Genomic DNA, 17,964 nt, shown 5'->3' on the forward strand with positions numbered 1-17,964 from the left:
GTAGGGGGCCACCGATGACCGGTGATGCCCTGCTGGATCGATCTCCCTCACCTGCACCGCTGGTTCGAGGGCTGTCGAGGAACCCGACAGCATCGGCCGACGTCCTGCTGCGTCTGGTGGAGACGTGGCCGGAGGAGACGTGCGAAGGGCTGCGCAGCCGCCGCGAGCTGCCACCGCCGTTGCAGGACGCGATGCTGCGTCATCCCTCGCCCCGGATCCGCGCAGCGCTGGCCGCCCACCCGCACGTCGACCCTCTGGTGCGCACCGAGCTGCTGGGCGACGCGGATTGGCGGGTGAGGATGCGCGCGTTCGGTCGGCCCGGTCAGGAGGCGCTGCCGGATGACGTCCTGGTCAGGCTGTTGACCGAGCTCGACGGTCCACCCTCCGACCTGCCGTTCAGCCGCGAGGAGCTGATTGGCGAGCTGCGTGCGGCGACGGGGTATGACCAGCATCTGATGTGGTTGGCCGCCGCTCACCCCCGGCCGGGTGTGCGCCGGTTCACGGCCGGTCTCCTGGATCAGCTGGACGAGCGGTCGCGCCAGGCGCTGCTGGAGGATGCGGTGCCCGAGGTGCGTGCGGCCGCTACGGCGGCCGTCGCCCGCCAGCAGCAGGTGATGGAACCTGCGGACCTGCCGGACCAGCACTCCCACGCATTCTGGTACGTGCTCCAGCGCCCGCTGTCCCGGGCGCTGGTCGACCAGGTGCTCGCCAGCGGTGACGTCGCGGCGCTGCGGGTGATGGGCAGGAATGCGTCAGTACCACCGGACGCGGTCGAGAGGCTGCTGCGTCACTCCGATCCGTCGGTACGGCAGGCAGTCAGTCTTCGTCTCGACCTGACCGGCGACCAGCTGCTCACGCTCGCGGCCGACCCAGCGGTCGAGGTGCGCACCGAGGTCTCCACCCATCCCGGCCTCACCGAGCGGCAGCGGGCCGGCATCCGCATCGACGTCACCACTGCGCCGGGCGACGGACACTTCGGCCTCGCGGACGCTCGCTGTCGCGGGATCCCGCCTTCCCCCGACGCTGCCGTTCCGGGGCTCGCCGATGCGCTGCGGTGGGCCCGATCGGTCAATCCGCTGCTGCGCCGCCGAGCGGCCCGCAACGCCGAGTTGCCAGCGCAGGTCGTCACCGTCCTCGCTGACGACCCCGACCTTGGCGTACGGGTCCTGCTCGCTCAGCACCACCCGGCCGCGCCGCCGGCGCTACTGCTTCGCTGCTACCTGGAATACCACTGCTGCGGCCGGGATCGGCTCAGCCAACTGCCGCAGTTTCCCGTCGCAGGACTGGCCCGCTTCGCCGACGACCTGGACCCGGCGGTACGGCGGCTCGTCGCCCTCGACCCACGTGCCGACCCCGAGCTCATCGAACGCCTCACTACCGACCCCGATGCGACAGTGCGGCAGGCCATGGCAGGCAGCCCTCGCCTCCCGGCAACGCGGCTCACCGCACTTCTCGACGACGGTGAACTGGCTGAGGCAGCGGCGGCCAACCCGGCCCTCTCGATCGATGAGATGCGGCAGGTCCTGCACAGGTTGACTGCGGCCTGATTCCCCGTCGACACAGTGCATTCGTAGGTCCATCGTGGAGCACAGTGCGGTGTACCGTCGCCGCATGACGGTGCTGCAGGAGTTTGTCGCCGCTCTATCCAGCGGCCGGATCCAGGTTGTCGACCTCACCGCTCCACTCTCGGACCAGACCCCGATCCTGGGTCTGCCCGAGCAGTTCGGCCAGACCTGGCCCTTCCAGCTCAGCGAGATCAGCCGGTACGACGACAGTGGTCCGGCCTGGTACTGGAACAACTTCTCCACCGGTGAGCACACCGGCACCCACTTCGACGCCCCGGTGCACTGGGTCACCGGTCAACAGGGCGCGGACGTGTCGCAGGTGCCGGTGAGCCAGCTGATCGCCCCGGCGGTGGTGATCGACCACACCGCCGACGCCGCCGCCGATCCTGACTTCCTGCTGGAGGTCGAGCACGTCAAGGCGTGGGAGGCCGAACACGGTGCCCTGCCCACCGGTGGCTGGTTGCTGTACCGCACGGGCTGGGACGCGTACGGCGACGACCCGGAGCGGTACGCGAACGCCGGTCGTACGCCGGGCATCTCTGTCGAGTGCGCACGCTGGCTGGCCGAGGAGTCGCCGATCCAGGGCGTCGGGGTGGAGACGGTCGGCACCGACGCGGGCGCCGCGCACTCGTTCGACCCGCCGTTCCCGTGCCACTCGTTCCTGCTCGGCCAGGAGAAGTACGGCCTGACCCAACTCCGTAACCTGGCGCAGTTGCCGGCGACCGGTGCGGTGGTGATCGCCGGACCACTGCCGATCGTCTCCGGGTCCGGCAGCCCGTGCCGGGTCCTCGCGCTCGTCGAACGGTAGGACCGGTCACCGATGCGGGTAGCCGAGGTGGTCGGGCGGGTTCTCCACGAACACGGCGCACGGGTCGTCTTCGGTGTGGTCGGCAGCGGCAACTTCCACGTCACGAACGCGCTGGTGGCGGCCGGTGCCCGGTTCGTGGCAGCGGCCCACGAGGGCGGCGCGGCGAGCATGGCGGACGGGTACGCCCGCACCTCCGGGACGGTGGGCCTGCTCTCGGTGCACCAGGGCCCGGGTGTCACCAACGCGCTGACCGGCCTCACCGAGGCCGCGAAGAGCCGTACCCCGATGGTGGTCCTGGCCCCGGAGGCGACCGCGCCCCGGTCGAACTTCTTCATCGACCTGCCGGGGCTCGCCGCCGCGGTCGGGGCCGAATTCCATCGGGTACGCGCGACGCACGCGGCCGAGGACGCGGGCGCGGCGTACCGGGCCGCCGCCCGGGGTGCGACTGTGGTGCTGGGCCTCCCGTTGGAGGTGCAGAACGCCGCCGCGACCGAACCGTGGTCCGGTCCGGTGCCTGAGGTGATGACGGCCTCGGCCGTCGAGCCGCAGGTCGAGCCGTTGCTGGCCGCCCTCCGGGCCGCCCGTCGGCCGGTCTTCATCGCGGGTAGGGGTGCTCGGACCGCCCGGGAACCGCTGACCCGGCTCGCCGATGGCTGTGGCGCGCTGCTCGCGGTGTCGGCCGCGGCGAAGGGCCTGTTCGCCGGGAACCCGTGGTATCTCGACGTGGCCGGCGGCTTCGCCACCCCGCTCGCCGCCGAACTGATCGGCACGGCGGACCTGGTCGTCGCGTGGGGCAGCACGCTGAACATGTGGACCACCCGGCACGGAGAACTGATCCCGCCCACCGCAGTCGTTGTCCAGGTGGACCACGATCCGGCCGCGTTCGGGGTGAACCGCCCGGTGGACCTGACCGTGGCCGGCGAGGTGACGGCCGTCGCCGAGGCGGTACTCGACCGGCTGGATCCCGGTGCCAAGGGGGCCGTGGACGCCGGCGGCTGGCGTACGCCGGAGCTGGCCCAGCGGATCCGCGACCACGGCCGGTGGCGGGCCGTCCCGTACCGGGACGAGAGCGACGAGTCGACGATCGACCCGAGGACGCTCACGGCCGCCCTGGACGACCTGCTGCCGGCCGACCGGACGGTGGTGATCGACTCCGGCAACTTCATGGGCTACCCGTCGATGTGGCTCGACGTCCCGGACGTCGCCGGGTTCTGCTTCACCCAGGCGTTCCAGTCGGTCGGGCTCGGCCTGGCCAGCGCGCTCGGGGCGGCGGTCGCCCGGCCGGACCGGCTCACCGTCGCCGCGGTCGGCGACGGCGGTTTCGTCATGTCCGCCACCGAGTTGGTGACCGCCGTCCGGCTGGCGCTACCCCTCCTCGTGGTGATCTACGACGACGCGGCGTACGGCGCCGAGGTGCACCACTTCGGCCCGGACGGTCACCCGTTGGAGACGGTCACCTTCCCCGACACCGACCTGACCGCCATCGCCAGAGGTTACGGCTGCGACGGGGTGACCGTCCGGACCGTCGACGACCTCGGGCCGGTACGCGAGTGGCTCGCCGGTCCCCGTACCCGGCCGCTGGTGGTCGACGCCAAAGTCAGTGCCGCACGGGGGTCGTGGTGGCTGGAGGAGGCGTTCCGCGGCCACTGAGCCGTCGCCGTCCTCAGTAGGGCCGTCTGAGCTGGTGAAGTCGACCGGTCTCCAGGTGGGAGATGTCGCCCTCGGAGTCGAGGGCGGCGTCGAGCAGGTGCGCGAGCGAGGTGCCGTACACCGGAATGTCGGCGGGCTCGTCGACATGGCGGAGACGGTCATCAGGGTCATCCTCGTGTGCGGCCGGCACCTCTTCGACGCGGCAGAGGATCCAGTGGGCCGACTGCGTCTCGTCGTCGAAGGCGGCGCAGATCCTCCGACCGTCGGCCAACTCGATGATCGTCAGGAGTAACGGCAGGCCACTGTCTCCTTGGACCCAACTGTGCTCGTCGGCCGGAAGCACACGCCACGTGTCGAACAGCGTGGCGGCGCCGATGCGGCGGTAGAGCGCCACGACGTCGGCGGGCGCGTACATCGAATTCATGGGCTGCGACGGTGTGGTCTCGTGGTCCCGCTCGATCCGGTCGAGCACGTCGTCGATCTCCAACGTGCTCGTGGCGAGATGCCAGCCGGCTATCGGTCGCAGCCCGCCGTCGTCGTCCTGCGCGATGCCGACCAGGCCGCCGTGCAGGGCGACCTTCAGGTTCTCGCCCGTCACCCCGTCGTTGACGTTGACGATCGCCCGCGACAACGACGCGGCAACCTGATCGGTGCGGATTCCGGGACCGTCGTAGGAGCGCCGTCCGTCGACGGTCACGTCGCGGGGCTCGTCGATGGGCAACTCCAGCAGCGGGTTCGGCCGGTCCAGCACGCCCGCGCCGCGAAGGTACGGGTACAGCCGTGCCGCCCAGCCGGTGACCAGCTCACCGCCGTACGCGTCGACCGGATTGTAGATCCGCTGCCAGAACGGCACGTCCACGTCGCCTGCCGCGGCTCGGACGAACTGGTCGGCGATTGGCGCGAGCGAGCGACACCACTGCTGCAGGCCGAACTCGGCGATCGCGTCCACCCGCGCGCGAATCTTCTGCCAGTCCGCCACGGTGCCGGTCAACGTGATCGACGGGATGCCGCACACGCAGACCAGCCAGAGCGAGAAGTACGGCGAGTAGGCGTCGAGCAGGGCGATTCGTCCCGCGACCCGGTCGACGTCGGTGCTGGTGGAGAAGTCGCACTCGAACAGGTCCGCGTCGCTGATCTCGGCGGCGAGCAGTTTGTGGAACGAGTCCACCAGGACCTGCCAGGAGGCCGCGTCCTTCGGCATCGGCCCGTCGACGGTCACGGTGAGCCGCTTACGACCGGCGTGATTCACCAGGCGGGGGCGCAACTCCTCGGCGTGCAACCGGATGTGGTGGGCAACCCCTTCCGCGATGGTCAACCACACCGCGTCGGGGGACAACACCAGCGGACGATGATCGGCGAAGGCGCGCCCGACGGCGTCGAGCAGCGGATGCACCCCGTTGGGCAGGAGCACCGGCTGTGCCGGGTCGCCGCCGGACACCAGCACGTCGTCGAACAGTTCGGACAGCGGTCGGGTAGGCAGGCCGGCGGTCGCCTGGCTCACGTCGTCGACCCGGAAGGTCACCATCGCGTGAGACTAACGCCTGGCTGCCCGCACGCGTCGTCCGCTGCAGGTGGCAAGGGTCGTCGGCGATGAGCTGCGGGGGTACGCGCGGCGCCGAGCCCCGCGTACCCCTGGTGTCGGCTCAGCCGGCGACGGAGCGGAAGACCGGGTAGTAGCCGCTGGACTGACCAGCTGCGGTCGGGTGGTAGGAGACACCGATGTTGGTGATGTTCAGGGCGTGCAGCCACTTCTCGCCGTAGCTGCACAGTTGGTGTCCGACGAACTGTGAGCGGACGTCGGCGAACGTGAAGCCGGCGGCCAGGGCGGCGCTTCGGATGATGTCGTCCACCAGGTTGATGCCCTCGTTGATCTTCGCGCGCGAGGTGGCGCTGAGCCCGAGGCACGTCGTGCCCAGTTGGTAGAAGACCGGATAGCCGACGACCACCACCCGGGCCGAGGGCGCTCGGGTGCGAATTCCGTTGTAGACGGTTGCCAACAGGGCGGGGAGATCGGCGCGGGCCTTGTTCTCGGCCGTCTGGACGGCGTTCACACACTCGGTGGTGCCGTACAGCACGCAGGTGGTCATGATGTTGGCGAAGCCGACGTCGTTGCCACCGACCGAGACGCTGACCAGGGTGGTGGTGGCACTGAGCGCGCTGAGTTGGGTGTTGACAACGCTCGTGGTGGTGGCGCCGGAGCAGGCGACCGAGCGGTACGACGCGGGTCGCACGTTGGTGTTGTACAGCGCCGGGTAGGCGTTGGCGCTGCGCTGACAGGAACCGCTCTCGGCGGTGTAGCTGCCGGCGCCCACCCCTGAGGAGTAGGAGTCGCCGAGGGCGACGTAGTGGTCGGCGGGAGCAGCCTCGGCGGGCGCTGCCAGGGTGAGGGTGGTGCCCAGGGCCGTGGCCAGGCTCAGGGCGAGGGTTGCCAGACGGGATTTCCGCACGTCGCGCTCCGGTGGGTAGGAGGATCGGTGCGAGATAGATATCACTAAATATCGACGGTGATGAAGACCCCTATGGCGCGGCGCGCGGCGGCGGCGACGGGAAACAGGGGTCCGCTCCGGCCGGGCCGGGGTGTGGACGGGTCGCCACACTCGGCACGACGGGACCGCCGAGCGGCACCGTCGTCCTCGCCGGCAGCCGCGTCAGATCGAGATTCCTCCGTCGACAGGAAGAACGACGCCGGTGACGTATGCGGCCTCCTCGGACGCGAGGAAGCCCATGGCCGCGGCTATCTCGCTGGGTGCCGCGAAGCGGCCGAGGGGGATGGCAGCGGCGAGTTCCTGACGCTTCTCCTCGGGAATCGAGCCGATCATCCGCGTCTCCGCATTGGGGGAGATGGCGTTGACGGTGACGCCGAACGCCGCCAACTCCTTGGCAGCGGTCTTGGTGAAGCCGATGATCCCCGCCTTCGCGGCACCATAGTTCGCCTGCCCGATGTTGCCGCGCAGGCCGGTGTACGAGGTCACGTTGATGACCCGGCCGTACCGCTGCTCGCGGAACACCCGGACCGCGGCGCGGGTCAACCGGAAGGTGCCGCCCACGTGGACGTCCAGCACCTCACTCCAGTCCTGGTCGGACAGCTTCCACAGCCGGCGGTCACGGAGGATGCCGGCGTTGTTGACGATAATGTCCAAGCGGCCGGTCGTCGTGACCACGAGGTTCACCAGGGCCTCGACGGCCTCGGTGTCGGTGACGTCGCAGGCGACACCGGCAGCGCCCAACTCGTCCGCCGCCAGCGCAACCGCCTCGGCGTCGGCGTCGACCAGGAACACCGTCGCGCCGGCCTCGTGGAAGAGACGGGCGAACTCCAACCCGAGCCCGCGAGCCGCTCCGGTCACGATCGCCGTTCTCCCCGCGAAGTCGAACGTCAGGTTGCGGTGCTCGTGAGTCGTCCTGTCCACCACGACTAGAGCACCTCCTCTGCCGCGTCCCGCAACGAAGTCAGGACGCGGCGGTTGTGCGGCGTGTCCGGCAGCGACGCGAGTAGCAGCGGGGAGGTGGAGTAGGTCGACTGGTGGGCCATCAGGCGGCGGACCCATTCCATGCCCGCCTTCACCTCGGCGATGGCGTCGGTGGCCCCGCCGCTGCGGACCCAGTTGCCGAGCGCGGATCGGTGGATCGCGTCGATGAGGGCGGCAAGGGCCGTCGCCTGGAAGGGCGGGGCGTCGGCCGGAAGGTGGTCGCGCAGGAACGACCGGGTGAGCACCACGTAGCGCTCGTGTTCGATGACCTCGCGTTTACGAAGCTCGGGTACGACACGCGTCAGTTTGTATCGTCGGAGGACGAGCTCGGGCCGACTGAGAAAGTCGCGCAGTGACTCCTCGGTGGCGGCGATGACGGCCTCCACCGGGTCCGTCTCGGGGGTGGCGTCGACGAGGCACCGCTCGACCAGTCCGAGGCGTTCGGTGTGGTCCGGAAACGCGAGCTCGTCCTTGCTCTCGAAGTGTCGGAAGACGGTGCGGCGGGACACACTCGACGCCTCCGCGACGGCTTCGACGGTGACGTTCGCGTAACCCTCGTCGAGGAACAGGGCCATTGCCGTCTCCGAGATCCGGTACTTGGTCTCGAGTATTCTGCGCGACGTCACCGACAGGTGCCCTCTCCTGATCTGGTGGTGCGCGACGTGCCGTTCCCGCGCATCGTGCGGTTCACCGAACTCCGTAACCCTGCGCTGTGCCTGCGGCGGCTCACGGCTCACGCCTCGTCGTGCCGGCTTCGTCCGCGGTGCGGCGCGCCGAACGGCGCTGCTGCCAGGCCAGCCACTGGTGACGAACGGTACCCCAGAGCCCACGGCGGAACAGCAGCACCACGAGGACGAAGACCGAGCCGGTGACCAGGTCGATGCCGTCGAAGCCGGACGAGGCGAGGTAGTCGGCGAGCATTACGACCAGGAACGCGCCGAGGACGCCGCCCCACAGCGTGCCGATCCCGCCGAGCACCGTCATCAGCACGACTTCGCCGGAGGTGCTCCAGTGGAGTTCGGTCAGCGCGACGAACCCGTGGTTGATCGCGAACACACCACCGGCCAGGCCGGTCAACCCGGCGGAGAGCACGAAGGCGACGACCTTGTACTTGTCCACCTCGTAGCCGAGCGCCCGCGCGCGCTGGCTGTTGTCGCGGATCGACACCAGGACCCGTCCGAACGGCGAGTGCACGATCCGCCAGGCCGCCCACATACCGAGCAGGAGAATCGGCAGGGCGGCGTAGTAGAAGTAGAACGAGTCGGTCTCCACCAGCTCGATGCCGAAGAACTGCCGGGGTACGCCCTGCAGCCCGTTCTCGCCACCGGTCAGGTCGCTCCACTGATAACCGACGAAGTAGACCATCTGCGCGAAGGCGAGGGTCACCATCGCGAAGTAGATCCCGGACCGGCGCACCGACAGGTACCCGGCGGGAAGGGCGAGGATCATCGCGAACAGCGCGCCGCCGATGATGGCCACCGGAAACGGCACACCGTAGTTCGTCGCGATCAGGCCCGTCACGTAGGCCGAGCTGCCCCAGAACGCCGCGTGTCCGAAGGAGAGCAGGCCCGTGTAGCCGAGCAGGATGTCCAGCGCGATCGCGAACAACGCCATCGCGACGATGTCCATCGCCACCGGCGGATAGACGAACCAGGGCAGCGCCAGCGCCGCCACCAGCCCGGAGGCCAGCAGCACCCATCGCAGCCTCGGGTTGGGTGCCGCGACGGGCGGATGTGCCTCGGTGACCGGGGCCGGAGTAACAGTGGACTGGGTCATGCCGTCGCCTCCTTGCGCCCGAACAGTCCGGCGGGGCGCACCAGGATGACCAGGGCCATCAGGACGAAGATCAGGATTTGTGCGAACGTCGGGGCGTAGGCCTGACCGAAGGCCTCCACCAGGCCCACCAGGAAGCCCGCGACCACGGCGCCGACGATCGAGCCGAGCCCTCCGATGACCACGACCGCGAAGAGAATGATCGCGAAGTTGTTGCCCATGTCGGCCGTGATCGCGCGGAACGGTGCGGCGAGCACGCCGGCCAGGCCGGCGATCGCGACGCCGAAGCCGAAGACCGGAGTCACCCACCGGCCGACATTGATGCCCAGGGCTCGGGCGAGCTCGGGTCTCTCGGTCGATGCCCGGACGATCATGCCAACCCTGGTCCGCGTCATCACCAGCCAGACGAGCACACAGATCGCCACGGAGAACAGGAGCACGAAGAGCTGATAGCGGGGCAGGACGACGCCGGCCAGCTCCACGCGTCCCTGGAGCGCCTCCGGAGGCGTGTACGGCAGCCCGGAGACGCCGTACTTCTGCTTCACCAACTCGACGAGGACGAGGGTGAGCCCGAACGTGAGCAGGAAGTTGTAGAGCGGGTCGAGGCGGAGCAACCACTGCACGAGCAGCCGCTCCACCACGACGCCGAAGGCGAACATCAGCGCCGGCACCACCAGCAGCGACCACCACAGCGTGAGGTTGAGGGTGTCGAGCAGGACGGCCGCGGCCACCGCGCCCAGCATGTAGAACGCGCCGTGGGCGAAGTTCACCACGCCCAGGACACCGAAGATGATCGCCAGTCCCAGGGCGGCCAGCGCGTAGAAACTGCCGGCCGCCAAGCCCTGTACGGCGTACTGCAGCAGTGCGTTCATGGATTCCTTCCCACCTGCTGAACCTGGGCGGCGAGGGACGCCTGAGGCTTGCGAAGCCGGACCATCCCGCTCACATCGAGCAGGCGGACGCGTCGGCGGGCGGGAATGCCTTCGCCGCGGGAATCGTGGTCACGATCTCCTCGTAGTCCCAGGGTTCCTTCACCTCGGACGGCTGCTTGACGCGGGCCAGGTACGCGTCGTGGACGACGAGGTGGTCCTTGGCGCGGACTTCACCGTTGCGCAGGAACATGTCATTGATCTTCTTGCCTTCGAGTTTGCCGACGACCGCGTCGGCGTCGTCGGTGCCGGCTTCCTGGACCGCCTCCAGGTACTGGAGCGCGGCGGAGTAGTTCCCAGCGTGTTCGAAGGTCGGCCGGGTGCCGGTCTCGTCGCGGAACCGGTCCGCCCACGCGCGCGACTCCGCGTCCATGTTCCAGTACCACGCGTCGGTGAACATCGTGCCGGCGAACTGTTCGACGCCGAGGGAATGGATGTCGGTGATGAGCATCAGCCCCACTGCCAGGTTGATGCCCTTGTCCTTCAACCCCGACTCGTTGAACTGCTTGACCACGTTGATCAGGTCACCGCCCGCCTGCATCGTGCCGATCACGTCGGGGCTGGTGCTGCCGGCCTTGGTGAGGAAGGTCGCGAAGTTGTCGTTCGGGAACGGCGTCGGGATGGTGCCCTGCACGGTGCCGCCCGCGCCCTTGATCGCCTCGGTGAAGGACTTGGTCATGTCCTGGCCGAACTGGTAGTCGGGGTAGATGATGTGCCACTTCTTGTCGCCGTTCTGGGTGACCGTGGTGCCGGTGCCGTTGGCGAGCATGTAGGTGTTGTACGCCCACTGGAAGGTGTACTTGTTGCACTGGGCGCCGGTCAGTTCGGTGGTCGCCGCGCTGACGTCGAGGAACAGCTTCTTGTGGCTCTTCGCCTGGTTGGCGACGGCCAGGGCGGCGGACGAGGTCGGCACGTCGAGGATGACGTCCGCGCCGCCGCGCTCGTACAGCTCCTTCGCCTTGGTGTTGGCGATGTCCGGCTTGTTCTGGTGGTCGGTCGACGTCACCTCGATGTCGTCGACGACCGCCTTGTCGCCGTACTTCTTCGCGTAGTCGGCCACGGCCATTTTCACGGCCTTGACGGAGTTGGGCCCCGAGGCGTCCTTGTAGATGCCGGACTGGTCGTTGAGGATGGCGAGCACCAGCTTGCCGTCGGTGAAGTCACCACCCGATCCGCCGGGGCCGCCGCCACCGCAGGCGCCGAGGAGCAGGACTCCGGTCATAGCCACGGCACCCGCCCGAATCTGCTTGCTGGTCATGGTGGTTCTCCTTGTCTGGAGTCGGTGCGTCGCGTCGACTGCTCGACGGGTCAGATGCCGAGATGCTTGAGCAGCTCGCCCTCACGCCGCCGGAAGTCGGAGTTGTCGAGGGTCTCGACGATGCGGCCCTGGCTGAGCAGGTAGTGCCGGTCGGCCACGGTGGCCGCGAACGTGACGTTCTGCTCGATGAGCAGGATGCCGACGCCGGTGGCCTTGATCTGACGGATGATCTCCCGGATGCGGGCCACGACCACCGGGGCCAGACCCTCGGAGGGCTCGTCCATCAGCAGCAGACAGGCGCCGGTCCGGAGTGCCCGGGCGATGGCCAGCATCTGCTGCTCACCACCGGACAACGTAGTGCCTCCGGCTTTGCGGCGGCCGGCGAGTTCCGGGAACGCCTCGTAGACCTGCTTGAGCGTCCAGGCCCGCCCGGAGACGGTGGGTGGAAGAAGCAGGTTCTCCTCCACGGTGAGGCTCGCGTAGATGCCGCGGTCGTCCTGCACCCAGCCCATGCCGGCGCGGGCCCGCTGGTGTGCCGGCATGCGGGTGACGTCGCGGTCGAGGAAGGAGACGGCTCCGCTGACCTGCCGGTGCAGGCCGATCAGGCACCGCACGAGGGTGGTCTTGCCGGCACCGTTGCGTCCGACCAGGGTCACGACCTCGCCCTCGCCCACACGCACGTCCACCTCGTGCAGCGCCTGCGCCTCGCCGTACCACGCACTCAGACCGGTGGCTTCAAGCATGGTCGGCCTCACCCAGGTAGGCGGTGATGACCCGTTCGTCGTTGCGGACCTCCTCGTAGGGGCCCTCCGCGAGGATCCTGCCCTGTTGCAGCACCGTCACCCGGTCCGCCAGGCTGCCGACCACGTGCATGTTGTGGTCGACGAACACGACGGTGCGGCCCGCGGCGATGCGTCGGACCAGCTCGATTGTCCGGTCGACGTCCTCGATCCCCATCCCGGCCGTCGGTTCGTCGAGGAGCATCACCCGTGGGTCCAGTGCCAGCACCAGTGCCAGCTCCAGCGCGCGTTTCTGCCCGTAGGCGAGCAGGCCGACCTGCCTGTCCGCCAACGCCATCAGCCCCACCTGCGTGAGCAGTTCGTCCACCCGGGCGCGGTTGCCGCCGAGGAGCTTCTCCGAGCGCCAGAACCGGAACCCCTGGCGGGTGAGCCCCTGGAGGGCGAGCTCCACGTGTTCACGGCTGGTCAGGGTCTCGAAGAGGCTGGTGATCTGGAAGGACCTGGCCACCCCTCGGCGAGCGACCTGCTCGGGCTGTTGACCTGTGACGTCCTCGTCGAACACCGTGATCGCCCCGGACGTCGGGGACACGAAGCCGGTCAGGAGATTGAACAAGGTGGTCTTGCCCGCCCCGTTGGGACCCACCAGCGCGTGTACGCCGCCTTCGCGGACCACCAGGTCCACCGAGTCGACCGCGCGGAAGCCGCGGAACACCTTCGTCAGGGCCTGCGTACGCAGTGCCACCCGACCGTTCGTCGTCACACGGCTTCCTTCCAGGCGACCTTCGGGGGAGCGGAGAAGTTCGGGTCTGTCGCCCACTCGGCGGCACTCCCTCGGGCGTTGCGCGGCGCTGGCGGTCGAGACATGTCAGTCCCTTCTCGGTCACAGGCGACTCAGGTAGCGCGTCGACGGAGGGCGTCAGCGCACACAGACGAAGCTCTGCGCGCTGTCGGGGTCACCCGAGCGGTACCTCGGCCAGCCCGGGTACTCGCAGAGCGGTCGCGTCCGGCCGTTCCTACCGTCCTCAGCCACCGGCCTGACGGGCGGCTGTCCCTTCTCAACCCACCGCTCGAGAGCGGAGAGCGAGTCCCAGTTGGCAGCGAAGGCGGGTGCGCCGACGTTGGCGTGATTCGCGCCCGGTACGAGGTAGTACCGCATGAACTCTGATGTCTGTCGGGGCCCTACCGTGTCGAGCACCCGCCGGTAGTAGTCGTTCGTCGAGCGGTGCGAGACCAACTCGTCCGCGGCGCCGTGCAGGAGGAGCAGTTTTCCGCCGGATCGCGCGAAGGGGCGGAGATCCGAGTTGTTGCGATCCTGGATGGTCGACAGGTAGCTGATCCGGGGGAGCCACTTTCCTGGTCGCCGAGGGTCGACGTCGAGGGAGTTGTGGTCCGGGTCCCTTGTCAGGAAGTACTTCACCCACTGGTCCCAGTACTGGACCCCGTATCCGCTCGTCACCGGCATGGGGTTGGCGGGCGCGGAGGTGCCGAATCCGAGGACTGGCGTCCGCATGTCCGCGCCGGAGAGGAGGGGGAAGCCGGGGTAGTGCCGCTCACCGCTGGCGATCCGGTACGGCCACACGAACGGCGTGGAAGCCGCGATCACCGAGGTGAGCTGCGCGTCGGAGAGGCAGGTCGGGCCGGTGTCGATGCCCCCGGGGCAGCGGAGTGTTCGGGGGTCGACGTCGCAGCCGTCGAGGTTCGAGATTGTCTGGTCCTGGAGACCGTCCCGCCCGTCGCAGGCCGCCATGACGCTGTCGTAGAGAAGGGTCTGCTTGTCGGGTCCGGGGAACGCGCCGGGACGGGACATCACCTGCGCCAGGTATCCGAGATGCAGGATTTCGGCAGTGTTGTTCCAGGCCGGGTAGGCGGAGATGACGCCGTCGAAGGTATCCGGCCAGCGCTGGGCGACCACGAGGGCTTCACGGCCACCTGTCGAGCCGCCCGCGAAGTACGTCCGACCGGGTGCTGCACCGTAGCCACCACGGATGAGGTACCTGGCGGCGTCGTGGGTCTTCTTGAGCGCGTCGCCGGCGGCGAAATTGCGCAGCGCCTCGTCGTTCATGCCGAAGGACCCGTCCAGGGACCCTGCGGGACCCGCCTGATGGCCGGAGTCACTCGCGAACGTCGCGTAGCCGCGAGCCAGCGGGGCCTGCTGGTCGGGACGCCCGAATGGCATGTTCTGCGCGACGCTGGGAATCGTCCCGTTGTATCCACCGCCGCCGAACATCATCGCGTTGCGGTTCCAGTCGCGCGGCATGGCGAGTTGCAGCCTGATGTCCGGCGCGGCGGGGTCGACCGGGAAGAGCGAGGCACCGACGCTGCAGTACTCGACGGTCTCGCCGCTGACGGTCTGGGTCACCAGGCTCGCCGACCCGACGTGGCCGCCCCTGGTCGGCAGGCTGATCGCCGACGCCGGGATGTCCTTGCCCGCCAACTCCGCGCATCGCGGGGTGATGCCCGCCCCGGCGGTGGCGGGCGCGGGCCCGAGGACTGCCGTCGCGCCCACCAACGTGGTGACGAGCACCAGCCCGGCAGGGAGTCGTCTCGATCTTCCATGAACTCGGAGCGCTCGCTTCATAGCGGATCTCCTGCCTAAGCACGCTGTGCCGCCTGGCCGTCCAGATGCGGCACTGAGTGCCAACACTGTGCCATGGGTCACATTGGCCCGCAAGGGTCGAACCGTGCGCGCGTCCGGTGTGGACCGACGACCAGCGGCGGCAGGCCTTGCGTCGGTTGAATTACGCGTGTAACAGTGATGGCACGCGATGGCATTGATGGGACGACATGTCGGCACCGCGTGCCACGCTCGAATCGGGGAGGCCGTGCCGATGCCTGCTGTCCGAACTGCTCTCCGCCCGGTCGTCGGCTTCGTCCTCGCGGTCGCGATCCTGACCACGACGCCGGCCACCAGTACGTCCGCCCACCCGGTCCAGCCCGGAAAGAACCCGACCCGCGTCCACACCACCCTGGGTCCGATCGTCGGACGCGACGAGGGCCGCTCCAGCGGGACGTACTCGTGGCTGGGGATCCCGTACGCCGAGCCGCCGGTCGGGGCTCTCCGCTGGCGGCCCCCGAAGCCCCATCGGCAGTGGGTGGCGACCCGACACACCCAGCAGTACGGGTCGGCGTGCACGCAACCTGGCCGCTTCTTCAGCCCATCCCCGAACGGACCCTTCTACGACCTCGCCGTACGCGACGGGTTGCAGCAGCCCGTCGGTGCCGAGGACTGCCTGACGCTCAACGTCTTCCGGCCGTCGACGACGAAGCGCAACCTGCCCGTCGTGTTCTTCATCCACGGCGGCAGCAACGTCGTCGGGTATTCGGCGGATCCGATGTACGACGGTCGGGAGCTGGCCAGGCGTGCCCAGGCCGTCGTCGTCACCGCGAACTACCGGACGGGAATCTTCGGCTGGCTGAGCACCGAAGGCTCGGGAAACGACGACCCGCTGTCGGCGTCCGGCAACTTCGGCACTCTCGACCTGGTCAACGCGCTCCGTTTCGTCGACCAGAACGCCCGCACCTTCGGTGGCGACTCCGACAACATCACCGTCATGGGGCAGTCGGCGGGCGCGGTGAACGTCTGGTCGCTGCTCGTCTCCCCGCTGGCACGTGCGATGGTCGACAAGGCGATCCCGCTCAGCGGTGGCCTGAGCACCCGAAGTGTCGCCGTCGCGAGGGCATATGCCGACCGCGTCGTGCGGGCCGCGGAGAGCGAACTCCCCTCCTCGGGCAGAACCGGCATCGACCTGCTCCGGTCGCTCCCCGCCGACGACCTCGTGCGGTTGCTCGTCCGGCACCAACTCGACGCGACGCCGGCGGTCATCGCCGACGGCACGGTGATCCCCGCGGACCCGTACGCCGTGCTCGGGTCCGGCGTCGGTCGCGACGTGCCCGTACTGGCCGGGAACACCCTTGAGGAAGGGAAGTTGTTCGGCAGTGCCATCGGAGCACACAAGCCGAGCGACTACGACCGGTTCACGACGCAGTACCTGTTCGATCCCGACAACCCGGGCGACCTGACTCCTTCGGACCTACTGACTGACGACTACCTTCCGGTGGACAAGCCCCAGGGCTGGAACGACGCAGCCAGGGCGCTGACCGACGCCGTCTTCACGGGCATCAACCGGGATTCCCTGAACGCGCTGGCCCGCAGCGGGAACCGATCGCTCTATCACTACCGGTTCGACTGGAACCAGGAGCCCGCCCCGTTCGACCAGGTGTACGGCGCCGTACACGCTATCGATCTGCCCTTCGTGTTCGGCACCTTCGGGCGCACCGTGTTCTCGTACGCCTTCAGCGAGCAGAACCAGCCCGGACGACTGAGGTTGTCGGACCTGATGATCAGCAGCATCCGGAACTTCGTGCACGAGGGGTCTCCGCAGCACCGGGGACTCGGTCGTACCTGGGAGCAGTGGCCGACGAGCCTGGTCCTGGATGCGGACGACCGGCACGTCCACCTCGGGTCGACGACCGACAGACCAGGGGAGTAGCGGCGGCGGGGTTTCGCGTGGACAGACGTCAGGAGCGGGCGTGCTGGGCAGCTGCGACGCTGGTGTGGGGTCGTGCGGTCGCCGGCGCTGCCCCGGCGTGGCCCCGCCGCGTGTCGACGGCGAGCAGCGCGAGGGCGACCAGCGTCAACGACCCGCCGACGAGCGCCAGCGGGCGTGCTCCTGAGGCGGACAGGAGGGCACCGCCGAGCAGCGAACCGCCGCAGATGCCGGCGTTGAACGCGGTACTGACACCGGCCGACGCCATGTCGGTGCTACCCGGAGCCAGGTGCAGCATCCGATTCTGCACGGCGGAGCCGAACGCCGCGTAGCCGAGGCCGATCCCGGCCAGGAGAGCTGCCGCGCCCGGTTGGAGCGCGCCGAGCGCGTACAGACCGAACAGCGAGGCGGTGCCGATGCTCAGCGGCGTCAGTAGGGAGACCATCGGCCAGCGGTCCAGGGTTCGCGACGCTGCCAGGGTGCCGACGACGCCGGCGGCGCCGGAGACGAACAACAGTGGTGCCAGCATCGCGTCGGCGAAGCGGCTCACGTCGAGCAGGAACGGTGTGACGTACGTCTGCAGGGTCATGAAGCCGCCGATGCCGAGCGCCGTCGCGACCAGCAACAGGAGGAAGCGTCGGCCGTCCGGTGCCGTGCCCCGCGCGGCGCCGCCGGCGGCCGGGGGATAGGAGGGGAGGAGGACGAACACCGCCGCGGCGGTGGCCAGACCCACCCCGGCCAGCGCCGCGAACGACACCCGCCACCCGGCCTGCTGCCCGAGCCAGGTGCCGAGGGGTACGCCGAGCACCGGAGCGAGTGTCGCCCCGGCGGCGAACAGCGCCACCACCCGGCCGCGCACCGCGACGGGAAAGTGCCCGGTCACCGTCGCCGTGGCGACGGACCAGAACAACGCCTGTGCGAGGGCGGTCACGAGACGGGAGCCGGCGAGTACGGCGTACGTCGGCGCGAGCGCGGCGGTGGCGTTCCCGGCGGCGAACAGGAGCATGGTGACACCGAGCAGGTGACGCCGGGGGATCCGCTGCGTCAGCCGGGCCAACGGTACGGACGCCAGCACGACCACGATGGCGTACCCGCTGACCAGCAGACCCACCTGCGAGCGGGAGCGGTCGAGATCGGGAGCGATGTGCGTCAGCAGGCCGACGGGCAGCAGCTCGGTGGTGATGAACGCGAACGCACCGAGCGAGAGCGCGACGAGCACGGCTCTCGCCCGGCGGAGCGACACCTCCGGTGCCATGGACACCCCCCGTTCCTGGTCACCGTGATCGA

The 17,964-nt window shown here is 69.3% G+C and carries 15 protein-coding genes; 4 read left to right on the top strand and 11 right to left on the bottom strand.

Features of this window, described 5'->3' with window-relative positions:
• Positions 1-14: 14 nt before the first annotated feature.
• The 3 genes from FHU34_RS12805 to FHU34_RS12815 all read left to right on the top strand — a co-directional run bounded on the left by FHU34_RS12805 (position 15) and on the right by FHU34_RS12815 (position 4,023).
• Positions 15-1,547: a hypothetical protein gene (locus FHU34_RS12805; RefSeq protein WP_244311646.1), complete on the top strand. Its 1,533-nt coding sequence runs from the start codon at positions 15-17 to the stop codon at positions 1,545-1,547.
• 64 nt (positions 1,548-1,611) lie between these two features.
• Positions 1,612-2,373, top strand: a complete 762-nt coding sequence (locus tag FHU34_RS12810) for a cyclase family protein (protein WP_145780166.1) — start codon at positions 1,612-1,614, stop codon at positions 2,371-2,373.
• 12 nt (positions 2,374-2,385) lie between these two features.
• Positions 2,386-4,023, top strand: a complete 1,638-nt coding sequence (locus FHU34_RS12815; RefSeq protein ID WP_145780167.1) for a thiamine pyrophosphate-binding protein — start codon at positions 2,386-2,388, stop codon at positions 4,021-4,023.
• Positions 4,024-4,036: 13 nt separating this feature from the next.
• Here FHU34_RS12815 and FHU34_RS12820 read toward each other — a convergent pair whose 3' ends face one another.
• The 10 genes from FHU34_RS12820 to FHU34_RS12865 form a co-directional block, all read right to left on the bottom strand.
• Complete coding sequence (locus tag FHU34_RS12820; protein ID WP_145780169.1) at positions 4,037-5,548, bottom strand: DUF4419 domain-containing protein; 1,512 nt, start codon at positions 5,546-5,548, stop codon at positions 4,037-4,039.
• A gap of 118 nt (positions 5,549-5,666) precedes the next feature.
• Complete coding sequence (locus FHU34_RS12825) at positions 5,667-6,470, bottom strand: SGNH/GDSL hydrolase family protein (RefSeq protein ID WP_145780170.1); 804 nt, start codon at positions 6,468-6,470, stop codon at positions 5,667-5,669.
• A 201-nt stretch (positions 6,471-6,671) separates the two neighbouring features.
• Entirely contained in the window at positions 6,672-7,430 is a 759-nt protein-coding gene (gene fabG, locus FHU34_RS12830; protein ID WP_208744977.1) for a 3-oxoacyl-ACP reductase FabG, read from the bottom strand.
• A gap of 5 nt (positions 7,431-7,435) precedes the next feature.
• A complete protein-coding gene (locus tag FHU34_RS33245) occupies positions 7,436-8,227 on the bottom strand; it encodes a TetR/AcrR family transcriptional regulator (RefSeq protein WP_145780174.1) in 792 nt (263 codons plus the stop codon).
• On the bottom strand, positions 8,217-9,266 hold the full coding sequence (locus FHU34_RS12840; RefSeq protein WP_145780175.1) for a branched-chain amino acid ABC transporter permease: 1,050 nt from the start codon (positions 9,264-9,266) through the stop codon (positions 8,217-8,219). Before FHU34_RS12840 ends, FHU34_RS33245 begins: the two co-directional genes overlap by 11 nt.
• Positions 9,263-10,135, bottom strand: a complete 873-nt coding sequence (locus FHU34_RS12845) for a branched-chain amino acid ABC transporter permease (protein WP_145780177.1) — start codon at positions 10,133-10,135, stop codon at positions 9,263-9,265. Before FHU34_RS12845 ends, FHU34_RS12840 begins: the two co-directional genes overlap by 4 nt.
• A 70-nt stretch (positions 10,136-10,205) precedes the next feature.
• Positions 10,206-11,450, bottom strand: a complete 1,245-nt coding sequence (locus FHU34_RS12850; RefSeq protein ID WP_145780179.1) for an ABC transporter substrate-binding protein — start codon at positions 11,448-11,450, stop codon at positions 10,206-10,208.
• Between the two features lie 50 nt (positions 11,451-11,500).
• On the bottom strand, positions 11,501-12,193 hold the full coding sequence (locus FHU34_RS12855) for an ABC transporter ATP-binding protein (RefSeq protein WP_145780180.1): 693 nt from the start codon (positions 12,191-12,193) through the stop codon (positions 11,501-11,503).
• Entirely contained in the window at positions 12,186-12,950 is a 765-nt protein-coding gene (locus FHU34_RS12860) for an ABC transporter ATP-binding protein (protein WP_244311647.1), read from the bottom strand. Before FHU34_RS12860 ends, FHU34_RS12855 begins: the two co-directional genes overlap by 8 nt.
• Before the next feature lie 156 nt (positions 12,951-13,106).
• The gene (locus FHU34_RS12865) at positions 13,107-14,768 is read right to left on the bottom strand and encodes a tannase/feruloyl esterase family alpha/beta hydrolase (protein ID WP_145780182.1); all 1,662 of its coding nucleotides are present in this window, start codon (positions 14,766-14,768) and stop codon (positions 13,107-13,109) included.
• Positions 14,769-15,018: 250 nt separating this feature from the next.
• On the opposite strand from FHU34_RS12865, the gene FHU34_RS12870 reads away from it, so the two are divergent.
• On the top strand, positions 15,019-16,680 hold the full coding sequence (locus FHU34_RS12870; protein ID WP_145780183.1) for a carboxylesterase/lipase family protein: 1,662 nt from the start codon (positions 15,019-15,021) through the stop codon (positions 16,678-16,680).
• 28 nt (positions 16,681-16,708) lie between these two features.
• Here FHU34_RS12870 and FHU34_RS12875 read toward each other — a convergent pair whose 3' ends face one another.
• Positions 16,709-17,932, bottom strand: coding sequence for an MFS transporter (locus tag FHU34_RS12875; protein WP_145785567.1), 1,224 nt, complete (start codon positions 17,930-17,932; stop codon positions 16,709-16,711).
• Positions 17,933-17,964: the final 32 nt, after the last annotated feature.

It is taken from the genome of Micromonospora taraxaci, assembly GCF_007830095.1.
Taxonomy (GTDB): domain Bacteria; phylum Actinomycetota; class Actinomycetes; order Mycobacteriales; family Micromonosporaceae; genus Micromonospora; species Micromonospora taraxaci.